Origin of the sequence: Polaribacter sp. Z014, assembly GCF_023555435.1 — a bacterium.
Classification (GTDB): domain Bacteria; phylum Bacteroidota; class Bacteroidia; order Flavobacteriales; family Flavobacteriaceae; genus Polaribacter.
In genome coordinates this window covers 1-19,033 of the sequence record NZ_JALCZP010000005.1, presented here as the reverse complement: position 1 = coordinate 19,033, position 19,033 = coordinate 1, and the positions used below count along the sequence as shown (strand labels likewise).

Below are 19,033 nucleotides of genomic sequence, written 5' to 3'. Positions count from 1 at the left end.
TATGAAAGAATTAACTGCAATTATTGTAGATGACATGCCTGTAGCATTAGAAATGTTAGAAAATGATATTTCTAACAATCACCCTGAAATATCAATTATAGGAAAAGCTAAATCAGTTGTAGAAGCATCCAAATTATTACGCAAACAACAACCAGATATTTTATTTTTAGATATTATGTTAGGCGATGGAACAGGCTTTGATATCCTAGAAATTTTTCCTGATTTAAAATCGAAAATTATCTTTGTAACCGCAAGTGATGCTTTTGCTATAAAAGCTTTTAAGTTTGCAGCAATAGACTATATTTTAAAACCATATTCTGATGAAGATTTAGCAATTTCAATAGAAAAAGCCCAAAGTCAAATTCAACCAGATAAAGAACAACTGCATGTTTTACAAGAAGCGGTAACGGCTCCCAACAATAAGCCTAGTAAAATATCTCTACATACTTCAGAAAAAATAATTGTGGTAAATATTGAAGATATAATCCGCTGTAAATCGGATAATAACTACACTACATTTTACTTTAAAGACAACTATAAAATACTCGTTTCTAAAACATTAAAGTATTACGCAGACATGTTAAAGGAAGTCGGTTTTTTAAGAGTACACCAAAGTCATTTAATAAATACAACTTATATAAAAGAGTTTATAAAATCTGATGGCGGCTATCTTATGCTTACCGATAACTCTAGCATTCCGGTTTCTGTACGAAAACGAAATGAAGTGCTAGAAGTATTAAATTCTTACTAATATCAAAATTCATTTGGTATAACACAGAAAGAAGAAAAAGCATACTATTATACTTAAAGCCCTTTTTAATCCATTCAACTTCCATAACCATCAAGTTATCGAAAACTAAAAATTCAAAGTCATAAAAGCTATAATTTTGTTACCGCAATATAAAGACATATACATTTAAAAGTTGGGGGACTTATATAATGTATTAAGACCATCTAAAATTAATTTTTTAGATGGTATTGTACTTACTAGTAATTATTTACCTTTTTATAAATCAATAAATTACTTCTTTTAGCTTGACTCATTTTTAAATTAAAATTCTAAGTAAGCTAAAACCAACCAATAGTTTTTTATCCTGCCACTTGATGTTGGATTAGCACTAATTTATTATTTTTTATTTCAAATGTATACCAAGAAGCATATTCGTTAGTTGAATCATAACTACCTCCAAAGTCAAATGATGTTTCATCTAATAATAATTATGAATGTCCTATATCATTATAGCTTAAGGTGATTTCTTTACCTTTTATTTTAATTGATGTTTCGTTTAGAAAATAGCCATCATCAGTTGTTATTTTGTACAATCCATTTTCGTTATACCAATGGATTCCTTTGATATTTATTTTAGTGAGAATATCTTTTAATTTAGTTATAACAGCATTTTTATGCTCAATATTAAAATCTATAGTAGCATTACTTATTACTCTGTTTATTTTTAAAGTATCATTTTCGTTCAAAGAAGTTAATAATACTTCCAATTCTTTAATTATTGGTAACTATTTTTTTATGAGTAACAAGGGGGTGATTATACAATGATTTTCGAGTTTAACAATCAACCAAATTTACAATTTTACTCTTTATTTTTTCATCTAACCGTCAAACTTTAAATTTGGCAAACTTTGTTAATAAGCATCAACTTTGGGTTTGGCACTTAACCTTTATTATTTTTATACCTTGTAAGCAAAAGTATTGTGTTTAGTTAGTTATCTTGCATTGTGTCTGTAATTATAACTTCTCTTAACGAGACACTTTGAGGTAATTCATACATAAACTTAACTGTTTTAGCTACATCATTGGCTGTAATATTAACTGCTCCAACACTTTCTTTCCATTGATTATATCCTTTTTTTATTTCATCACTTGTTGTATGACTTAATAACTCTGTGTTTACAGCTCCAGGCAAAATAGATAATACACGAACGTTATGTGCAGACATTTCTGCCCTTGCAACACGTGTTAGACCTGTAACTCCAAATTTACTTGCACAATAAGCTCCATGATCTCCGAAGGCTTGAATCCCTGCAATAGATGAAAGATTGATAATCGTTCCTGATTTTTTTTCCTTCATGTTATTCATGACAATTTGCATACCATGCATAACTCCCATTACATTTACATCTAACATTGCCTTCCACTCTTTAGCATCTTGAGAGGCAATATCTCCTAAAAGCATTATTCCTGCATTATTAATTAATAAATCAGTTTCTCCGTAAATACTTTCGGCTTTTCTAACTGCTTTTTCAAATGAATCTTTATCAGTAACATCTACTTTTTCACACATTGTGTTTGGAAGGTTTAAAGCTTCCATTTTTTCAATTCTTCTTGCTAATAGAAGTAATGGGTAATTTTCTTTTGCGAATTCCTTAGCCATTTCCATTCCAAATCCAGAACTTGCTCCTGTGATGACAATTAATTTTTTGTTCATATGGTTTACTTATTTTGTTTTTAATTTTTGATATCATCCGAATATAGTTCACTCTTTTTTTAGTCTATTTCGGCTTTGTTTTTTTATTCAATCTAAATTATGAAATTATAAAAATTTATGCAACATCAAATTTCAATAAATGGTGTTTTTTTTTGAAAAATGTATGATGCGATTAACATGAAAAGAGGGTTTTTCTACTTCTGGTTTTAATTATTGGTTGTTATGCCTGTTAATAGTAAAGGGTTAAAATATTCTTACTTTTCGGTTTAGCGGAACTTTGTAAATAAGCATAGATAGAAAGTTCGTGAGTACTTCTCTAAGTAGATGAAAATTAATCAGTTAATTTCGCCTAATGTTGTCAGTAATTTTTATCTTCTTTGCACAGTCAGATGCAATTATTAACCCAGCTGCCATCATAATAATGTCTTTTAAAACCAATCTTCCGGCTCCAGATAGAAAAGGAAATCCAAATTGAGGTGTTGGCATATCGCCTCCTAAATTTGGAACATATACTTCTGGAGTGCTTATGAGGAAAGTTAAGGTAACAATAGACATTCCAAACGTCAACAATCCACCCCAAAGACCGATTTTTGGAAACCAAATTCCCAAAAGTGTCAGAAGTCCTATAATAACTATTACACTTCCTAACCCATAAGAGAAGGCATATGTATTATTTGATTTATGCCATTCTATATTTTTTTCTACCATTTTACCTTCTGGGTTTTTGTGTAACATGTATTCTTTAACAGTTTTTCCTTCTTCATTGATGCCTGTTTTGTTACTGTTTTCATAAAAGAAGCTCATTAAAGGGCTATTTGTTACAAAAGGAACTATTCCATCTGCTTCGTATTGATAAGCTTTTAGACCACCAATCCAAACCATCACTATAAAAATGGCAAAACGAATAAAATTGATAAAGTTAGTTTGACTGTTTATTAGTAAATTAAGTAAGTTATTCATAATTATATTTGTTTGAGAGCAAAACTAAATATTAAGAATGAGCTAAAGAATGGATAAAAGCGGATGAACAATGGACTATTTTGCCACTATAGAAATCCCAACTTTCTCGCGAAAATGAGTGGGTGATAATCCAACTTCTTTTTTAAAATATCTGCTAAAATAAAATTCGTCATCAAAATTTAACTCAATTGAAACTTCTTTTACAGTTTTAAAAGTTAGGTGCAATAATTTCTTAGCTTCTAAAATAACACGCTCCTGAATGAGTTGCGTTGGTGTTTTTCCTACTTGAGATTTTATTTTTTTACTAAATGAAGAAAGGGACATATTTAACTTATTGGCATAGAATGAAGAATTACGTTCTTTATGAAAATGCAATTCTAACAAACCTTGAAATATGAGCAGCTCATTTTCATTAGTTTGTTGTGTGAGTCTATTGCCAAGTTGTTCATCTTTTTCACTACTACAAATAGCTAATATGAGCTGTAGATAAGATTTTATAACAGATTCTGAAAACCTTTTATTGGCTCCAACTTCTTTTTCCATTTTATCGACTAGTTGCGATATTTCTTGAAATTTAATTTTATTGAGTGAAATGTATGGTTGCAAATAGATATTATTAAATAACAATCCATTACAAGCAACTTCTTTTTTATGATACTCAATATAATAAAAATCTCCGTGAAATTGTAGTAATTTCACTTTTGAAGAAGTAGAACCTAACCATTTTAAATTTTGATAAGGAGAAAGGAATAAAATAGACTTTCGTTTCGTTTTATATTTTACAAAATTGACAGAAAAATACGACTCGTCATCCAATAAAATAATGGAATACAAGGGAACATTATAATTTTTAATAAAATATTTTGCTTCTATAGATTGTATTGAAAACAACTTGAGATTTTTTTAATTACTGGCAGCGGTTTTTGGTATACTTTGTTGCTTGTTTAAGCAATAAAATATACCAAGATGTTGTGTGCTGTGCTTTTATTTAGTTAATTCAAGTAAAATATTTCGAATTATTGGATTCCAAATTTCATAACCTAATTTGTTTAAATGCATTCCATCATTAATAAAAATCTCCGTTTTTAGTTTTCCATCTATATGTAACATTGGAGAAGCAAGATCAACAAATTGAATATTATTTTCTTTTTCACTAAATTCTAAAAGTAGTTCATTTGTAATCATCTTATTTTTACGGATATTTCTACCTATGAAATCATCTATCATTACAGGTTTCATAGAAAGTAATAATATAGATGTTTTAGGTAAGTCTTCTTTAATTTTACGTATAAGTTCTTTGAATGCATTAACAGCAATTTCAGGAGATTTTCCTTGCTCAATGTCAATATCACAATAAATTACAATTACTGAAGGAGCATGTTTTTTTATTAAAATTTCATAGTGTTGTATTATTTCTGTCATATTCATCCCTCCAATTCCTCTGTTAATAATATAGAATTCAGGAAATGAAATTGAAGTTTTCCAACCAGCAATACTTGAACTTCCTACAAATAAAATTGAATTTTTTGAAAATGTATTTCTATCATCAAGATTTTGAAAATTCTTAACAGCATTTTCAATCCTGTTATTGCTCTTATTATTTGCGGCTCTTTCTATTCCTTTAAATTTTTCTTGATTCTCGTGAAATAAAGATATTGCTTTTTCATAATTTTCTGGATGTAAGTTATAATCTAATTTCCTATCGTTCCAATAATTTCTAGATGCTTTTAAAAAGGCATTTTTATTTTCAATATTTACGTCGTTATTTTTTAATGAATTCGTAAGATATTCAACAAAATGTTTATCATCAAACGTGCTTGATTCTTGAGCGTAGGAAGAAATATTAGCACATAAAAATAGTATCAATAGTAGTCTCGTCATTTTTAGTTTATTCATTTTAGTTCTTGTTATATATTGTGGCTAACGGTAAATTGTATGAGTTGTGCTTAGTTTATTTTTATTTTATGAATACTAAACTCCATTTCGCTAATATCTCCTTTAGCTTCGTTAATTCTTGAGTTTGTAAAATATAGCTCGTCTTTATAGATACTAAATGTGTCAGCCCATTTAATTTTTTCACCTTCCACTACAACACTAATTTTTCCACTTGAAATATCTAGTTTCATAATTTTTTGATTTTCTAAATCAGCAAAAAATAGATTCCCCGAAGAATCAATAATCATTCCATCTGGTGCAGATGTTTTTGTGATAAGTTTTACACTTTCCTCTATTTCTTTATTATTTTCTGTTATTAATTTTTTTGTAGAAAGGGCATATAAATTATAGCCTGTAAGTGCGTGAAAGTATAACACATCATTTTGAGTATCGAGTGCTATTCCATCTGAATGAACCGTATTTTTCCATACTCCATTGTTAAAAGTTAAATGATCTGTTTCTGCAAGTGTTGAAGGGTGATTATCTAGTACTCTAAAGCTTTTTCCAGACTTTATGTCCATCACTACAATTCCTGCATGTCCTGAATCTGTAAAATAGATTTTGCCATTTTTTTTATCCACACGTAAATCATTGATGTACGAATCTTTGTGGAAACTTTCTTTGCTTAGGATATAGGTTTTTATTAATTGACCTGTTGAAAGGTCAAAGGCAAAAACTCTAGGTGAATCTATTACGCCTTTAAATAATGGATTACGTGTATCTAAAACATAAAGAATATTTTCGAAGGCTACTACTGACTGAATAGCTACAAATACACTATCAGAAACTGTTTTACCCATTTTCCAATTATTCCATTCTTGATCAGGATAGGCTGTTGACGTTCCTTTTTCAGATACCTCAATAACGGAGTGTTTCACACCTTCTCTCCATCTTGGGAAATTAGCAAAAACTCTACCCTTATCACTTACAGTTACACCTGTTACCTGTTGACCTGTAAATGTTGCAAAGTTTTGAACTTGTGTTTTTTCAGGTTTACAACTCCATATTCCTGAAATCAAAATTAGTATTAATATATTCCTCATTTCTTTTTTGTTTTAAACTTATAAAAGTTGACTTTTTTTAGGTTAATTTATATAGTTCAAACTATTTTTTTAACCGTTTAGAAGGTGAAAAATATTTTGAACTAGGTTTGTTTTTAAATTGTTAGTTCAAGTAAAATTACATTATTTTTTCGATACGATTGGTACTTGATTTAAATGTACTTCTGACGTTTTTCTTAAATCTAGACTAAAATGCGTTTTTAATTATTTTAGATATCTACAGCTTGTTTTGTTGCTTCTTGAGCAATGGAAGTATTTCACTCATTTTTTTTAGTCCATATTTATATTTAAAAGTTTTATTAATTCGCTCTGCAATTGCGTTTTCATACGGGTCATATTGCTCTGTCATACACATCATACATTACCCTCAAATAACATATAACTATTTATCTCAGAGTAAAATACGATAAGACTTTCGTAAGTAGTCGAGAACTAGCCATTAATTAAACACGGTGTTGAATGCAATTTTTTAACGAGATTAGATGTTTATCTATTGTTTCAAAAGTGATGCTATCTCCTTCCTGATGAACCGGAATATTATTAATTTCTAATTTTTCTTTTAATAGTTTTAAATCTCCTGAAAAATTAATACGCTTTAATCCATTGTTTGGGGTTGCCTTTAAAGAGAAATTAGTATCATACTCACTGTTCCAATAATGTTGGATTTCAATAAACAAGTGGCTTTGTTGATACAGCCATTCTCTATTTTCTATAGCATCAATATCTAGATTAGGAACGTTTAAGTTTTTGTCTCCTAAAAAATATAATGTAAATCCATTTCCTCTAGTGACATACATCCTAACAAATAATTTTAAATCTAATATCTCTTCAAAAAAATTGATACTCTTGATTGGGTCTTTTGTTCTAATTGTGATTAATCCTAGTTCCGGATTTTCTAATAAAGGGGAGTTACTATTAGCTAACGTTTTTACCGTATTTTGTTTAAATGTTTTTTGGATAAATTCTATTTGATGATTTTCTGGGTCAGTGGTGTGAGCTAGATAACCAATATCGCCAAATTGAGAAGGTTCACTTATAACAATGTTTTGTTTTTGTAACTCTTTATAAACGCTTTGAATGTCATTTACAAATATGCTATACTTCCAATAATTGTCTACCGATTCTTGTTGATATGCTGTTTTTTTTAAGTGATGGCGTGTATTTTAACTGAAGGTAAAAACGAGTGCTTTCAAAACATAAGTTATAATACGTAGAATCATTTTCTGATAATTCATTTAATAGTTTAAATCCTAATACATCTATATAAAAGGATACCGTCTTTTCTGACTCGAATATGTGTAATGTAAAACTTTGTAATTTCATATAAAAAAGATTTAACGCCTTCCTTTTAATAGAAAGCGCTTATTAAAATAATTAATATTGTTTTAATACTTTAAACTCATCATAAGTTAATAACCAGTCGTTATTAATTCTCTCCCATTTTTCTTGGTATATTTTACCTTCACCAATATTCATGCTCCATTGTGATGATATAAAAGCATTATTACCTGTTGTTACTTTAAATGTAGGATTGTGGTATGTAAGGTTTGTAGCACCATCTTTAATCAGTTTCTCCCAAAAAACCTGAATTTCATTCTTTCCATTTATAGATGCAAATGGTATTGCGTTTAGCGTCGCTTTTTCTGAATATCCATTTCCGCACACTATTCCATTTCCTGCGTTAAAACCTTTAGTAAATTTAATAGAAGCTTTAATTACATCTTCTAAGATTATATGACTTGCTATAGGGCTAGTCGTATTTTCTTTTGGAGACTCAAACTGTTCTAATATTTCAAATTCATCATATGTTAATAACCACTCATCATTTATTTTCTCCCATTTTTCTTGATAAATAATTCCTTTTCCAACATTCATGCTCCAATTTGCAGATAAAAATGCGGTAGATTCATCTGCTATTTCTATACTTACGTTTGTGTAAATTAAGTTGCTTGCCCCCGATTTAATAAAAGGTGTCCAGAATTCTGAAATTTCTGTTGTCCCTTTTTTTATTCCAATTGGCGTAACCTTCATTGTTGCTTTTTCATCATATCCTTTTACGCAAGCTTCAGCATTTCCATTATTGAAATTGTTTAACCAAGCTTTACTGGCATTCAATACCTCTAATGCTATTTGGTGGTGTGCTGTTGGAGTATGTTCTGTAAATGACTGTTTATTTTTAACACTTTTCATTTTATTGTAGTTTTAAGTTGGTACAAAGAAAAAGTAATGAAAGGATAATTACCTGTGACTTTTAGCACACAACTTAAATAGCGTTTAAAATGAGTATTTCTTTTTGGCCTAGAAGAAGTTTTTTGTTTTTTTCGAGTGTTTTTAATAGTCTAGAAATAACCTCTCTAGTTGTGCCCAATTCTCTTGCTAATTCTTGATGAGATTTCTTTACTATCGAATTATCTGCTTTTGAAATCAGGTAATCAAATAATCTATCTTTAAGTGGTTGAAAGGCTAAATTAGAATATTGATTAATCAGATAATTATAACTCTCTCGAAAGGTATTTGTTGTAAAAGTGTTCCAAGATTTATATTTATAATTCCAATCTTTAACAAACCTCACAGGTATATTTAAAATGGTGCATTCTTCTTCAGCGATAGCATTTACAGTACTTTTACAATCTTCAAAACAAGCAGATAGAGACAAAGTACAGGTCTCCATATCGTTTAAATAATAAATAAGAATTTCACGTTCTTCATTTTCTTGATAGACTCTTACTTTTCCACGTAAAACAATTTTTAATACTTTAATATATTGATTGTTTTTAATAATTAATTCACCCTTTTTATGTGTTGTTATATTTGAGTTTTTGCGAAGTTCATCTTGAAGTTCTTCTTCGGTTATTTGAAGGTGATTAATAAAATTATCTAACATTTATTCTTACTGTTTAAATTGCATACAAAACGGTTTGTATAAGGATAGTTGCGTAATCCAGTAACTAAATTACTAAAAAAGCATGAACCCATAAGGTTTTTTGTAAGTAGGCTAAAACCAAGCAATAAAACATACACGGCGTAGCTACTGGTATTTTTTCTTTAATTGTTCTATAATCTCCTTATATATTTGTTCAAATTCCATTTTATTATTATTTACATATTTATCCAAATGTTCATATACGATTCTTGAGTTTTTTGGCTGATGATTAATTTCATCTTCTCCAACTTTTTGTCCATAATTCAGTTCCAATATTTTCGCGGTTATTCCGCAAACTATAATTTCGTCAATATCCTTGTATTTTTCTTTGAATTTATCTTGTTTTACTAAAGAATCTAATTCTTTGTCATAGTATTTACTGAATAATTTGTCAGTATAAATATGACTGTTTTCGTGAATTACAATCCTTCTATAATCATCATTCCATTTTAGTTTTAATACTTTGATAGAATCATTTGGTTCATCACACAGATATGTTATAAGAAATAACCTTTCATTTTCTGGGTTGTTTGTAAAGGTTATAGCCTTATTAGTAATTCTATTTAGTGGATCGAATAATATTTTAAGACTTGTTTTCTTTTTCGTTCTGTAAAATTTATTTAGTTTTTCTGTTATTCGATTAGATTTTATGGAATCCGTAAAAGGTTTAAAATTTACATTGTAGTCATTTTTGAAAGCAATTGTTTTTTTGAAATCAATCAATAGTTTTGATAGCGAATCAATGTTTTTACCATACCAACCAAATTGTTCAGAAAGTTCTTTTGTATTAAGATTGTCATTTGGTTTTAAATTTTCGTCAAGGCAAAGCGCAATACTTGGTAAATCAGCATTCCATTCATCTCCATTTCCTATTTTTTGAACTAAAGGATGGTTGGTGTATTTTTTATAAGGCTCGAAATTTGTTTTATAAAATCCCGTTTTGCAAGGTCTTAAATTGACATCAATACTATCTTCAAGTGATAAGAAGTAAGCAACCCTCAACAATTCTACTCTATCATCTATTAATATTGAAATAGAATTTTCAGTTATGTCCGTTTTAGGCTTTTCTTGATTGCAACTTATAATCAAAAGGCTTAAAATTATTAATATGTACTGAATGTTTTTCATACTTGTAGCTAACTTTGTTGTATAAGCTTTGTTGCGTTGTTTAATCAGTGAATTTAGTAAATAAACCACGAACGGCGAAATTCCGCAGGAATTTCTCAAGTGAGCCATAAACAGCAATAAAGTTTATACGGCGTTGTAAACAGGCATTATTCATTTAATAATTCCTCAACTATTTTAATATCTTCTAAGTTCATTTCTTTAACACCTTTTTCGCTTAGAGTTTTAAATTCAGCAAACTCCTCCTTTATTTTCTTTATTTTTTTTACATCTTTTTCGGATAAAATCTTTTCAAGATAGTAATCTGAGAAGTAAATATTTAGTCGCTCTGTAACGCTTGGTACATTTTTCACTAAATCGAAATATTTTTTTAATTCGTTAGATGGATTAAAATAAACCGTTGATTTCGGGTTAATGAATCTATCTTTTTCCTGACTCCTTATTTTATAAACTACATTTGTTGAGTTAGTATATTTTAGAACTGAATAGCATTTTTCAGGTTTAGAAGAGGAAAATATACTAACTTTATATAATGTGTCATTTATTTTAAATCCACTTCTTAGGTAAGCTCCAGTTAAGAACGAGTGGGCTTTCTTCTTATCTAATTTCAACTTTTCTTTGTATAAAAATTTTTCATCAAAATTTTCCTTGAGTCCATTTTCTATTAATTCAGAAAACATGTAATATTGACTTAAATTATCATCTCTGTCATTCGTGAAATTGGGACCTTTATCAATTCTTTTTATTATTACATAATCAATGCTGTCTTTTTCAATTTTTTTGTTCAAAAACTCAGCGATAATATCCTCTTTAAATAAATCTTCAAAAAAAACATCCACTTGATTGCCCTTGAATTCTCTATTTCCATATTCAAAGTAGCAATGATTTATTCCGTAAAGAAAGTATTCAAAATCTAACTCTTTATTTTGTGAGTGAATTATTATAGGAGTTATAAATAAAGAAAAGTAAAGAAGTATTTTCATTTTGTTTTTATTCCAAAGTACATTTAAGTTGAAATTATTAAAAGACTAAATGAGTAAACTGCCTTTTTGATTGAGTGAATTATTTTTTTGCTTGTGTATAACGCTGTTGTATAAGCTATGTTGCGGGTTTGTATGTCAGGATTTTCCGAAAGAAAATCAGACATTACAAACACGTAACGACCTTAGATTAAGCACTAAATTGCAATTATTTTTAAACGGTCTTGTAAAACTTTTTTATTATTCAATTTTTCTAAATGTTCTTGAATCTGTTTGTGTGGCACCATTATATATTTCTTCAAAAGTTATTTTCAGATCTCCGTTTTCGAAAGTTATTATTGGTTCAGCAGTTTCTCCATCTAAACTAAATTGATATACATTTTCGTTTTTTGTCCACGTATATTCTATAGTTTTACTCAATTTACATCCATCATATTCAGAGGAACTAGTGTCATCAGGAAATAAGAAATCAGGATCGTAATCTTCTTCTAATACAATATTATTAGATTTAAACTCTATAGTTTCCATAAGTTCACATTCATCGAGATTTTCATCATTTACACCATCAAATGCTCTTGCAATCTGTACCCATTTACCAATAACGGCATCATTAGACATTTCATCACTTGGGCTGTCATCATTATCACATGAAATTAGAAGAAAAGAAGTTAGAATTAATAAAATTAGATTTTTCATAGTTTTTTTGTTAATGTTTTACAACGTTGTTGTATAAGCTTTGTTGCGTTGTTTAAGCAGTGAATTTAGTAAATAAAACACGAACGGCGAGAATTCCGCATGAATTCCCCAAGTGAGCTAAAAACAGCACTAAAGTTTATACGGTGTTGGCAGTAGTTTTTATTTATTTGTTTTGTTTTTTCCATTCTTTATATGATTTTCAAGAATTTCCATTCCAGTTTTTAGCATTCCAATCAATCCAACTCCAAAAATTATGATTCCAAATGATACTTCTTTTATGTTTTTATTATCTGAAATAAAATATCCAAAAATTCCAAACACAAAAATTAAAAGAGTTGTTATAATAAGGTAACGAATGAATATTTTTCCAAGTTTAGGGTTTTCCCAAATCTTTTTCTCAAATTTTAGAGAAACCTTTTTTGTGTCTTGAAGAGAGGCAAAACTAATTGCAAGTCCCATAAAAATCAGCATATTATTAAGGGCTTGAAGATTAAATCCATTAGAGTTTGACTTAAATGTAAAATATAAACCACCAACTAAAAATGGGTATTGTAAATAACTTAAATAATGAAAGAAAAGTTTATTGTTCATTTATTAATTTCTCATTTAGATTTGTTGCGTTAAGTTATTGAATGGAGGACTAATATAGCATTTTTTAATACACGGTGTTGTGCTTAGTTTTTTTTTAACATCCATGACAACTCACCATTGGCATAAATAATATATCAATACCAAAAGTTGTGGATTATAATAAAAAAGTATTTTATAGAAACTTAATTAAAAGGAAATAAAAAGATTAAGGATCTAAAAGTAGAGTAGAATTCGTAAAAAAATAGGCAAAAAAACTTAATTCTTTGAATTTAAATACATTGTTAAATTAAATTGTGCGCACGAGAAGATTCGAACTTCCACGTTCTTGCGAACACAGCCCCCTCAATTATGTAGTATAGTATTTTGAAAATTTACTATATTGATTGTTAATTGTTTATATTTTTAGTTTTCTTTCTATTTAGTACCAAAGGGGTACGAATAGGGGCACGATTTTTTTTATGATTTATAAGGCTAAAGTATTAAAAATAAAAGAGCTAAACGAATAAAGTTTTTGTATTTTAAGATTTTTTCATAAATAGTCATCAGTATTATTAATTATTGGTGCTTTTTTCATCTTTTTTATCACTTAAAAAAGAATGATATTATGTTGTAATTTTATTCTTTCAAGTGGATATTTTACTCTAGTTTTGGATTAAATATTTTTAAGTTTATTTATAAAAATTAAGTAAAATTATAGCCAAATAAAAAATGAGTAAATATAGAAACAGTCTTAAAAAAGAGGATTTAAAAAAATTAAATGAAAGTGATAAAAGAGAATTATTTATAACAAAAGGTATTCTATCTAAAAGTGAATCTACTAAAATTGTTTTACCTAGTAAGGAGTTATTAAATGAAATTTATGCAACTTTCTACTATGAAATTTTAGATTGCGTAAAAAAAGAGGAGTACCCTGTTCTTAAAATTAAAGGAGAACTGAAGACTACAATAGATCAAAATGAAAGGATAGCACTTGTAAAAAAGAAATATGCAAAAGCTTCTAAGAAATTTCATAAGTACGACTTATCGCTAGCATACCTTATGAGTTCAGAGGATCTTTCTGCAATTTTATATGAAGATTTTGAAGCATATTTTAAGGATCAAATATCCGTAGAGACAATTGAAGAATATGTTACAGGTGAGTTGTCAACAATTTACTATAAAGAAACTTATCCTTTTGACGAATTAATAAAAATTGAAGAAACTAAGATGATTTTAGAGTATTTAGAATCACAACTAGATTCTACTAATACCAGTAAATTTAAAAATGAGAAGGTATTAACTATTCCACAAAAACTTATCTTAATAGATATAATTAGGGAAATTGAGGTTGATACTTGGGATGAAATGGACTACAGAAAAAGAGCTTCACTAATTAGTTTATTAACAGGTAATAGTGAGCAAAATATTAGAAAATTTATTTCAAAACTTGATAAATCTTCAGTTGGAAATCAAACCAATATAGACTACGTAAATGCACTAATAAAATAGCACTTGGTATAGCACTTGGTATATACCAAGTTTAAAAAAAGTACAAATCTTACATAATTTTACGGTCTAATTTAAAACCTATAATTATGTCGTTTCCAGAAATTAAGCAAAGAAAGATTGTTAATTTAGAAGAATTAACAATCTGCACTTCTGCTGTAGTAGTAAAAAATAACACAACTTTTAAAGAAAGGATTCAGTCTTTAGAATCAAAAGGAAGTTTTGTCGCAGAGCAAGTTAAAGAAATACTTTCCCATAACTGTAAGAAGTTGACAGTAGAACAAGTATTATTAATTAATCCTTCTTTATAATGTTTGAATCTAATATAGAAATAGAAGAAGTTTTAGGAAATTTAACAAAATCAAAAGAAGATATTTTAAGAGATCAATTAGAGGTAATTATTTCAAAATTACCTCTAGATTTATCTGCTTTAATTGAAAATGGATTCAAATATAAAAGAATACCAAAAGAGTATTTATTGAGTTCTATGTTATTTTCGTTTTCAACAGCAGCAGGTAGAACCTTTTTTATAAATGCATTAGGTTATAAGAATTATGCAAACCTTTATTTCGCAATTATTGGAAGCAGAGGAGATGTAAAAAGTGAAGCTATAAAAACTGCCACAAATCCTATAAAAAAGGCAGACGATAAGGATTATGAAACTTATTTAGATTTAAATAGAAATAAAGATGATGAAGTAATTGCAAGGAAGCAAACACTTATTCAAAATGCTTCCATTGAAGCTGCTCACCAAGTTCATTTCGAAAACCCTAATTCAATTGGCATTTGCATGGATGAAATTTTCGGATTAGTCGAAAAAATGGGAAACTCTAATAGTAGGGATGGTATAGAGTGGAGAAACTTTTTGTTAGAAGGTTATACAAACGGTGTAGTAGATGTTTCTAGAAAAACAACGGTTAGTTTTAGGATTCCTGAAAGTTATCCCACATTAATTGGTGGTTTGCAGCATCAGTTTGTAAAAGATTTGTTTGCTAATGGTAATTTAGAAAGTGGCTTTATAGATAGACTTTTATTTACTACAAAATTGACTGAGAATAGGGTGTTAAGGTCAGAAGGTATTCCGAATGGTTGTGAAGATAAATATAACCAATCGATTAAAAATTTATTGGAATATAAAAAGCAAAGTGAAAACCCAGAAGAACTGAGGAAACAATTTCAAGTTGATTTTACTAATGAAGCTGAAATAAAATTATTTAATTACATTCAGAAGTTAATTGATGATCAAAAGGAAGCGAAACCTATGATAAAAGAATATTTGTCTAAAATGCAAATTTCAATTCATAAATTCTGTTTATTATCATTTATGATGTTAAATGCTTCTGAGAGTACTTTTAATACAAAACTAACTATTGAGTCAGTAGAGTTGGCAATAGCTTTAAATGAGTTTTATTTTTTAAATTTTCAAGTTATTATTGAAGATACTATAGGAGAAAAACAAAAAGAAGTTTCTATTGATGATGTTATTGTATTAGCTAAAAAAAATAAGGCTTCTCAAAAAGCGGTTGCTGAAGTTACAGGTGTACATAAAGGAACGGTGTCTAAAAAATGGAATAAGAACTAAGCAACTGGCAACTAGAAACTTTTGTGTTTTTGTTTCTAAAAAGCACATTCTAAGTGTTTTGAAGGTTGTTTAGAAAATGTTGTTGGTTGCCGGTTGCCAAACTAAAAGAATATGTATCATAAAATAGAGCAATACTTAGTATTTAATAAAAAACGTAACAAGAATATTGTAACACCATGTTGTCATAAAAGCAATAAAAATTTAAAGTTTGTAACTTATAAAGGGTATCCAGATAATTATGGGTATTGTCACTCATGTGGAAAAGCAACGTTACCACCAACAATTTATAAAGATGAATTTGGGAATGAGTTTTATTGGAATGTAATTAATAAGAAGTTTAATTCTGTATTACATTTATATGATAATTCTGTATTACAAAACATAAAGAGTATTGCTAAAAATGATTCTGATTGTATTACACCTAAAAAATACATCGATTTTTTAAAGGTTCATGAAAGTATGGAGCGACTACCTGAAAATAATTTATTAGTGCATCTGAGAGCTCTATACGGTAATATAAAGGTTGATAATGTAAAAAATAGGTATTATATAGGTAGTACTGAAGATGGTGGAACGGTTTTTTGGAATGTAAATAAAGATAATAAAGTTCAGAAATCTAAAATTTTCTATCATCAAAAGAACGGAAAAAGAACAACTCGGTTTAAAGTACCATTTGTAAAGGATGATGGATATCACGATTGCCTTTTTGGTGAACATCTTTTATTTAAAAATGATTATCCTGTAATTTTAGTTGAAGGTGAAAAAACTGCAATTGTTTGTGCAATACATTTTCCAAATTTTAATTGGTTGTCCTATGGAGGAATAAATGGTCTAACAGATGATAAAATGAAAGTATTATCGGGTGAGAAGGTTTTAATTGTTCCAGATTTAAGTGAACAAGCAGTAAGTATTGCTCATAAAAGAATTGAGGAGCTAAAAACTTTAGATATCTCAGCAAAAATTTGGGATATGAGAAAGGGATTAAGTGATGAAGAATTAACTGAAAAAGGTTTTTATAATTGTGATTTGGAGGATTTCTTGCAAGGGAACAAATAGTGTTCCTTTTTAGATTTCTTTAAAATCGTTGTAATGCTGTATAAAGAGTATTGCAAATTGCAATTAAAAGCGCAGAGTGGATTTCATTTGTAGTTAATTGGTACAACAGGCGTTTAGAATTAATAAATCAGCCTAAAAAATTGGTAAACATGGATTCAGAATTGGTCAACATGGGTTCTAAATTGGTGAACATGGATTCAAAATTGGTAAACATGGATTCAGAATTGGTAAACATGGATTAAAATTGGTAAACATGGGTTCTAAATTGGTGAACATGGATTAAAATTGGTGAACATGGGTTCTAAATTGGTGAACATGGATTCAAAATTGGCTAACATGGATTCAGAATTGGTCAACATGGGTTCTAAATTGGTAAATCAATCCTTTAAATTGGCAAAGGATTGCTCTTAATTGGTATAAGTATTGTTAAATTATCTTGATGATATTTAAAAAGTATTGCAATGGTAATGGAAAATTATTTCTTTAATTATAAATTGGGGCAATTGTATTACACATATTTAAAGGTTTTTAAAACAAAATATTATCAACCAATAAAAATATTGGAGATTATCTAGTTTTATGATATTAGGATTATAGAACAATGTTTTCCTATATACGGAAATCCACAATTATATATCAGTTCGTTTGCTTACTTTAGGGCTTGAAAAGAAATTGTCATCAAGTATGAATTAAAAAGAAAATAAATGATGTCTAATTATAATGAATATGGAGAAGTTGCTTTAAAAATAGCTAAAGCAAAAGGAAATCCAAAAGACAATTGGGAAGCGGAAGTAAAACGGGCTTTTTCTGACTCCATAAGTTCTCAAGAAAAAAGTTGTCCGAAAAGTGCCTTTTTAGGTTTGTGTGAAAAAGGTTTAGTAAAAGGAATATTTAAAGGGAAGAATGTCAACAAAGTTTTTGAAGTTGTCTAAACCTCTGTATTTATATAGGATTTCGGTCATTTTGGTTTAATTGCGTAGAACGTTGTTGTATAAGCTTTGTTGCGTTGTTTAAGCAGTGAATTTAGTAAATAAAACACGAACGGTGAAATTCTGGAGGAATTTCCCAAGTGAGCTATAAATAGCAATAAAGTTTATACGGTGTTGGCATTTCGTTGTTTTTATTCAGGTTTTGCTTATTCAGCTTAATTCGTTTTTTTATTTTTCGTAGATTTGAGTAAATTCGGATATTTATTTATTCCGCAAACTTTTTCAATTCCGATTGAGTTTGTAATTCCGAAACTTGCTAAATTCAGAATACTGTTCGATTTTTTATTCGTTTTGTTCTTCGATATTTTCTGCTTTACTATATTTAGTATGTTCTATTTTCTTTTTTTCCAAAATAGCATAAAATTTTCGTGGCGAGATTTTCAAGTCTCTTGTTATTTCGCTCACTTTTTTCTTTCCTTTTTTATAAAGTCTTAAATTCTCTGTTACTTTTTTATTAAAATAAAAGTCTTTTAATTTTTCAAGAACTTGTAATTCAGTTAAATTTGATTCACTTGCGTATTCTTCAATCTCTGATTTGACTTTCGATAAATTATTTGTCATTTGTTCTTTTTTAGGTTTCACGTCAATGAATGCCAACGTTGATGTATAAGCTTTGTTGCGTGTTTTAAGGAGTGAATTTAGTAAATAAAACACGAACTGCGAAATTCCGAAGGAATTTCCCAAGTGAGCCAAAAACAGCAATTAATTATACACGGTGTTGTGTGTAGTTTTTTTTCAAATCACTTATTCTAATAATTGAAGAAATTCACTCGGAACATCTAATAATTCTTGATAACACCAACTATTTGGGCAATCATCATTTAATTCCGAATGTTCAGCAATTCTTATTGTTATTGCATCAGCACTTTGGTCCGTAGCAGAGTAAACTTCTCCGATTTCGAAAGTTCGCTCAGATATTCCAACTACACCACCGACAGTTACAGTAGTCGAATACTCCGCTATAAATTCATATTCATTATTTTCAATTTCATCATCAGAACTGCAAGAAATTATTCCTAAAGTCAAAATAAATAAGTAAATCAAATTTTTCATAATATTGTTTTTTTATTAGATGTTCAAATTCCGATTTGGTTGCGTGTAAATTACACACAACGTTGTTGTATAAGCTTTGTTGCGTTGTTTAAGCAGTGAATTTAGTAAATAAAGTACGAACGGCGAAATTCCGGAGGAATTTCCCAAGTGAGC

General features: G+C 28.6%; 22 protein-coding genes. 6 read left to right on the top strand and 16 right to left on the bottom strand.

What is annotated here, in order from left to right; all coding sequences use genetic code 11:
- The first annotated feature begins 1 nt into the window (after position 1).
- The gene (locus tag MPF19_RS08350; RefSeq protein ID WP_203394367.1) at positions 2-751 is read left to right on the top strand and encodes a LytR/AlgR family response regulator transcription factor; all 750 of its coding nucleotides are present in this window, start codon (positions 2-4) and stop codon (positions 749-751) included.
- Positions 752-1,218: 467 nt separating this feature from the next.
- On the opposite strand, the gene MPF19_RS08345 is transcribed toward MPF19_RS08350, so the two are convergent.
- From MPF19_RS08345 to MPF19_RS08280, 14 genes are all read right to left on the bottom strand, one after another.
- Entirely contained in the window at positions 1,219-1,497 is a 279-nt protein-coding gene (locus MPF19_RS08345; RefSeq protein WP_249987736.1) for a hypothetical protein, read from the bottom strand.
- Between the two features lie 221 nt (positions 1,498-1,718).
- Entirely contained in the window at positions 1,719-2,444 is a 726-nt protein-coding gene (locus tag MPF19_RS08340) for an SDR family oxidoreductase (protein WP_249987734.1), read from the bottom strand.
- 339 nt (positions 2,445-2,783) lie between these two features.
- Positions 2,784-3,404 carry a DUF417 family protein gene (locus tag MPF19_RS08335; protein WP_249987733.1) on the bottom strand — a complete coding sequence of 207 codons (621 nt, stop codon included), beginning with the start codon at positions 3,402-3,404 and terminating at the stop codon, positions 2,784-2,786.
- A gap of 75 nt (positions 3,405-3,479) precedes the next feature.
- On the bottom strand, positions 3,480-4,295 hold the full coding sequence (locus MPF19_RS08330; protein WP_249987731.1) for a helix-turn-helix domain-containing protein: 816 nt from the start codon (positions 4,293-4,295) through the stop codon (positions 3,480-3,482).
- Positions 4,296-4,388: 93 nt separating this feature from the next.
- A complete protein-coding gene (locus tag MPF19_RS08325; protein ID WP_249987730.1) occupies positions 4,389-5,300 on the bottom strand; it encodes a GDSL-type esterase/lipase family protein in 912 nt (303 codons plus the stop codon).
- Positions 5,301-5,350: 50 nt separating this feature from the next.
- On the bottom strand, positions 5,351-6,382 hold the full coding sequence (locus MPF19_RS08320; protein WP_249987729.1) for an L-dopachrome tautomerase-related protein: 1,032 nt from the start codon (positions 6,380-6,382) through the stop codon (positions 5,351-5,353).
- A gap of 461 nt (positions 6,383-6,843) precedes the next feature.
- On the bottom strand, positions 6,844-7,197 hold the full coding sequence (locus tag MPF19_RS08315; protein WP_249987727.1) for a hypothetical protein: 354 nt from the start codon (positions 7,195-7,197) through the stop codon (positions 6,844-6,846).
- A 298-nt stretch (positions 7,198-7,495) separates the two neighbouring features.
- Complete coding sequence (locus tag MPF19_RS08310) at positions 7,496-7,723, bottom strand: VOC family protein (RefSeq protein WP_249987725.1); 228 nt, start codon at positions 7,721-7,723, stop codon at positions 7,496-7,498.
- Between the two features lie 51 nt (positions 7,724-7,774).
- Complete coding sequence (locus MPF19_RS08305; RefSeq protein WP_249987724.1) at positions 7,775-8,590, bottom strand: Cif family virulence factor; 816 nt, start codon at positions 8,588-8,590, stop codon at positions 7,775-7,777.
- 73 nt (positions 8,591-8,663) lie between these two features.
- On the bottom strand, positions 8,664-9,284 hold the full coding sequence (locus tag MPF19_RS08300) for a Crp/Fnr family transcriptional regulator (RefSeq protein ID WP_249987722.1): 621 nt from the start codon (positions 9,282-9,284) through the stop codon (positions 8,664-8,666).
- Positions 9,285-9,428: 144 nt separating this feature from the next.
- Complete coding sequence (locus MPF19_RS08295; RefSeq protein ID WP_249987721.1) at positions 9,429-10,451, bottom strand: hypothetical protein; 1,023 nt, start codon at positions 10,449-10,451, stop codon at positions 9,429-9,431.
- A 146-nt stretch (positions 10,452-10,597) separates the two neighbouring features.
- Positions 10,598-11,431, bottom strand: coding sequence for a hypothetical protein (locus tag MPF19_RS08290; protein WP_249987719.1), 834 nt, complete (start codon positions 11,429-11,431; stop codon positions 10,598-10,600).
- Positions 11,432-11,668: 237 nt separating this feature from the next.
- Positions 11,669-12,124 (bottom strand): lipocalin-like domain-containing protein, encoded by a 456-nt coding sequence (locus MPF19_RS08285; RefSeq protein ID WP_203394355.1) that lies wholly within the window; start codon positions 12,122-12,124, stop codon positions 11,669-11,671.
- Positions 12,125-12,283: 159 nt separating this feature from the next.
- Positions 12,284-12,715, bottom strand: a complete 432-nt coding sequence (locus MPF19_RS08280) for a hypothetical protein (RefSeq protein ID WP_249987718.1) — start codon at positions 12,713-12,715, stop codon at positions 12,284-12,286.
- A gap of 708 nt (positions 12,716-13,423) precedes the next feature.
- On the opposite strand from MPF19_RS08280, the gene MPF19_RS08275 reads away from it, so the two are divergent.
- From MPF19_RS08275 to MPF19_RS08255, 5 genes are all read left to right on the top strand, one after another.
- Complete coding sequence (locus MPF19_RS08275; RefSeq protein WP_249987717.1) at positions 13,424-14,203, top strand: hypothetical protein; 780 nt, start codon at positions 13,424-13,426, stop codon at positions 14,201-14,203.
- A gap of 86 nt (positions 14,204-14,289) precedes the next feature.
- Entirely contained in the window at positions 14,290-14,511 is a 222-nt protein-coding gene (locus tag MPF19_RS08270) for a hypothetical protein (RefSeq protein ID WP_249987715.1), read from the top strand.
- Positions 14,511-15,782 (top strand): DUF3987 domain-containing protein, encoded by a 1,272-nt coding sequence (locus MPF19_RS08265; protein ID WP_249987713.1) that lies wholly within the window; start codon positions 14,511-14,513, stop codon positions 15,780-15,782. Before MPF19_RS08270 ends, MPF19_RS08265 begins: the two co-directional genes overlap by 1 nt.
- A gap of 111 nt (positions 15,783-15,893) precedes the next feature.
- Positions 15,894-16,838 carry a DUF6371 domain-containing protein gene (locus tag MPF19_RS08260; protein WP_249987712.1) on the top strand — a complete coding sequence of 315 codons (945 nt, stop codon included), beginning with the start codon at positions 15,894-15,896 and terminating at the stop codon, positions 16,836-16,838.
- A 704-nt stretch (positions 16,839-17,542) separates the two neighbouring features.
- Positions 17,543-17,770 (top strand): DUF6979 family protein, encoded by a 228-nt coding sequence (locus tag MPF19_RS08255; protein WP_249987710.1) that lies wholly within the window; start codon positions 17,543-17,545, stop codon positions 17,768-17,770.
- A gap of 339 nt (positions 17,771-18,109) precedes the next feature.
- On the opposite strand, the gene MPF19_RS08250 is transcribed toward MPF19_RS08255, so the two are convergent.
- The gene (locus MPF19_RS08250) at positions 18,110-18,388 is read right to left on the bottom strand and encodes a hypothetical protein (protein ID WP_249987709.1); all 279 of its coding nucleotides are present in this window, start codon (positions 18,386-18,388) and stop codon (positions 18,110-18,112) included.
- A gap of 183 nt (positions 18,389-18,571) precedes the next feature.
- A complete protein-coding gene (locus tag MPF19_RS08245) occupies positions 18,572-18,880 on the bottom strand; it encodes a hypothetical protein (protein ID WP_215602665.1) in 309 nt (102 codons plus the stop codon).
- Positions 18,881-19,033: the final 153 nt, after the last annotated feature.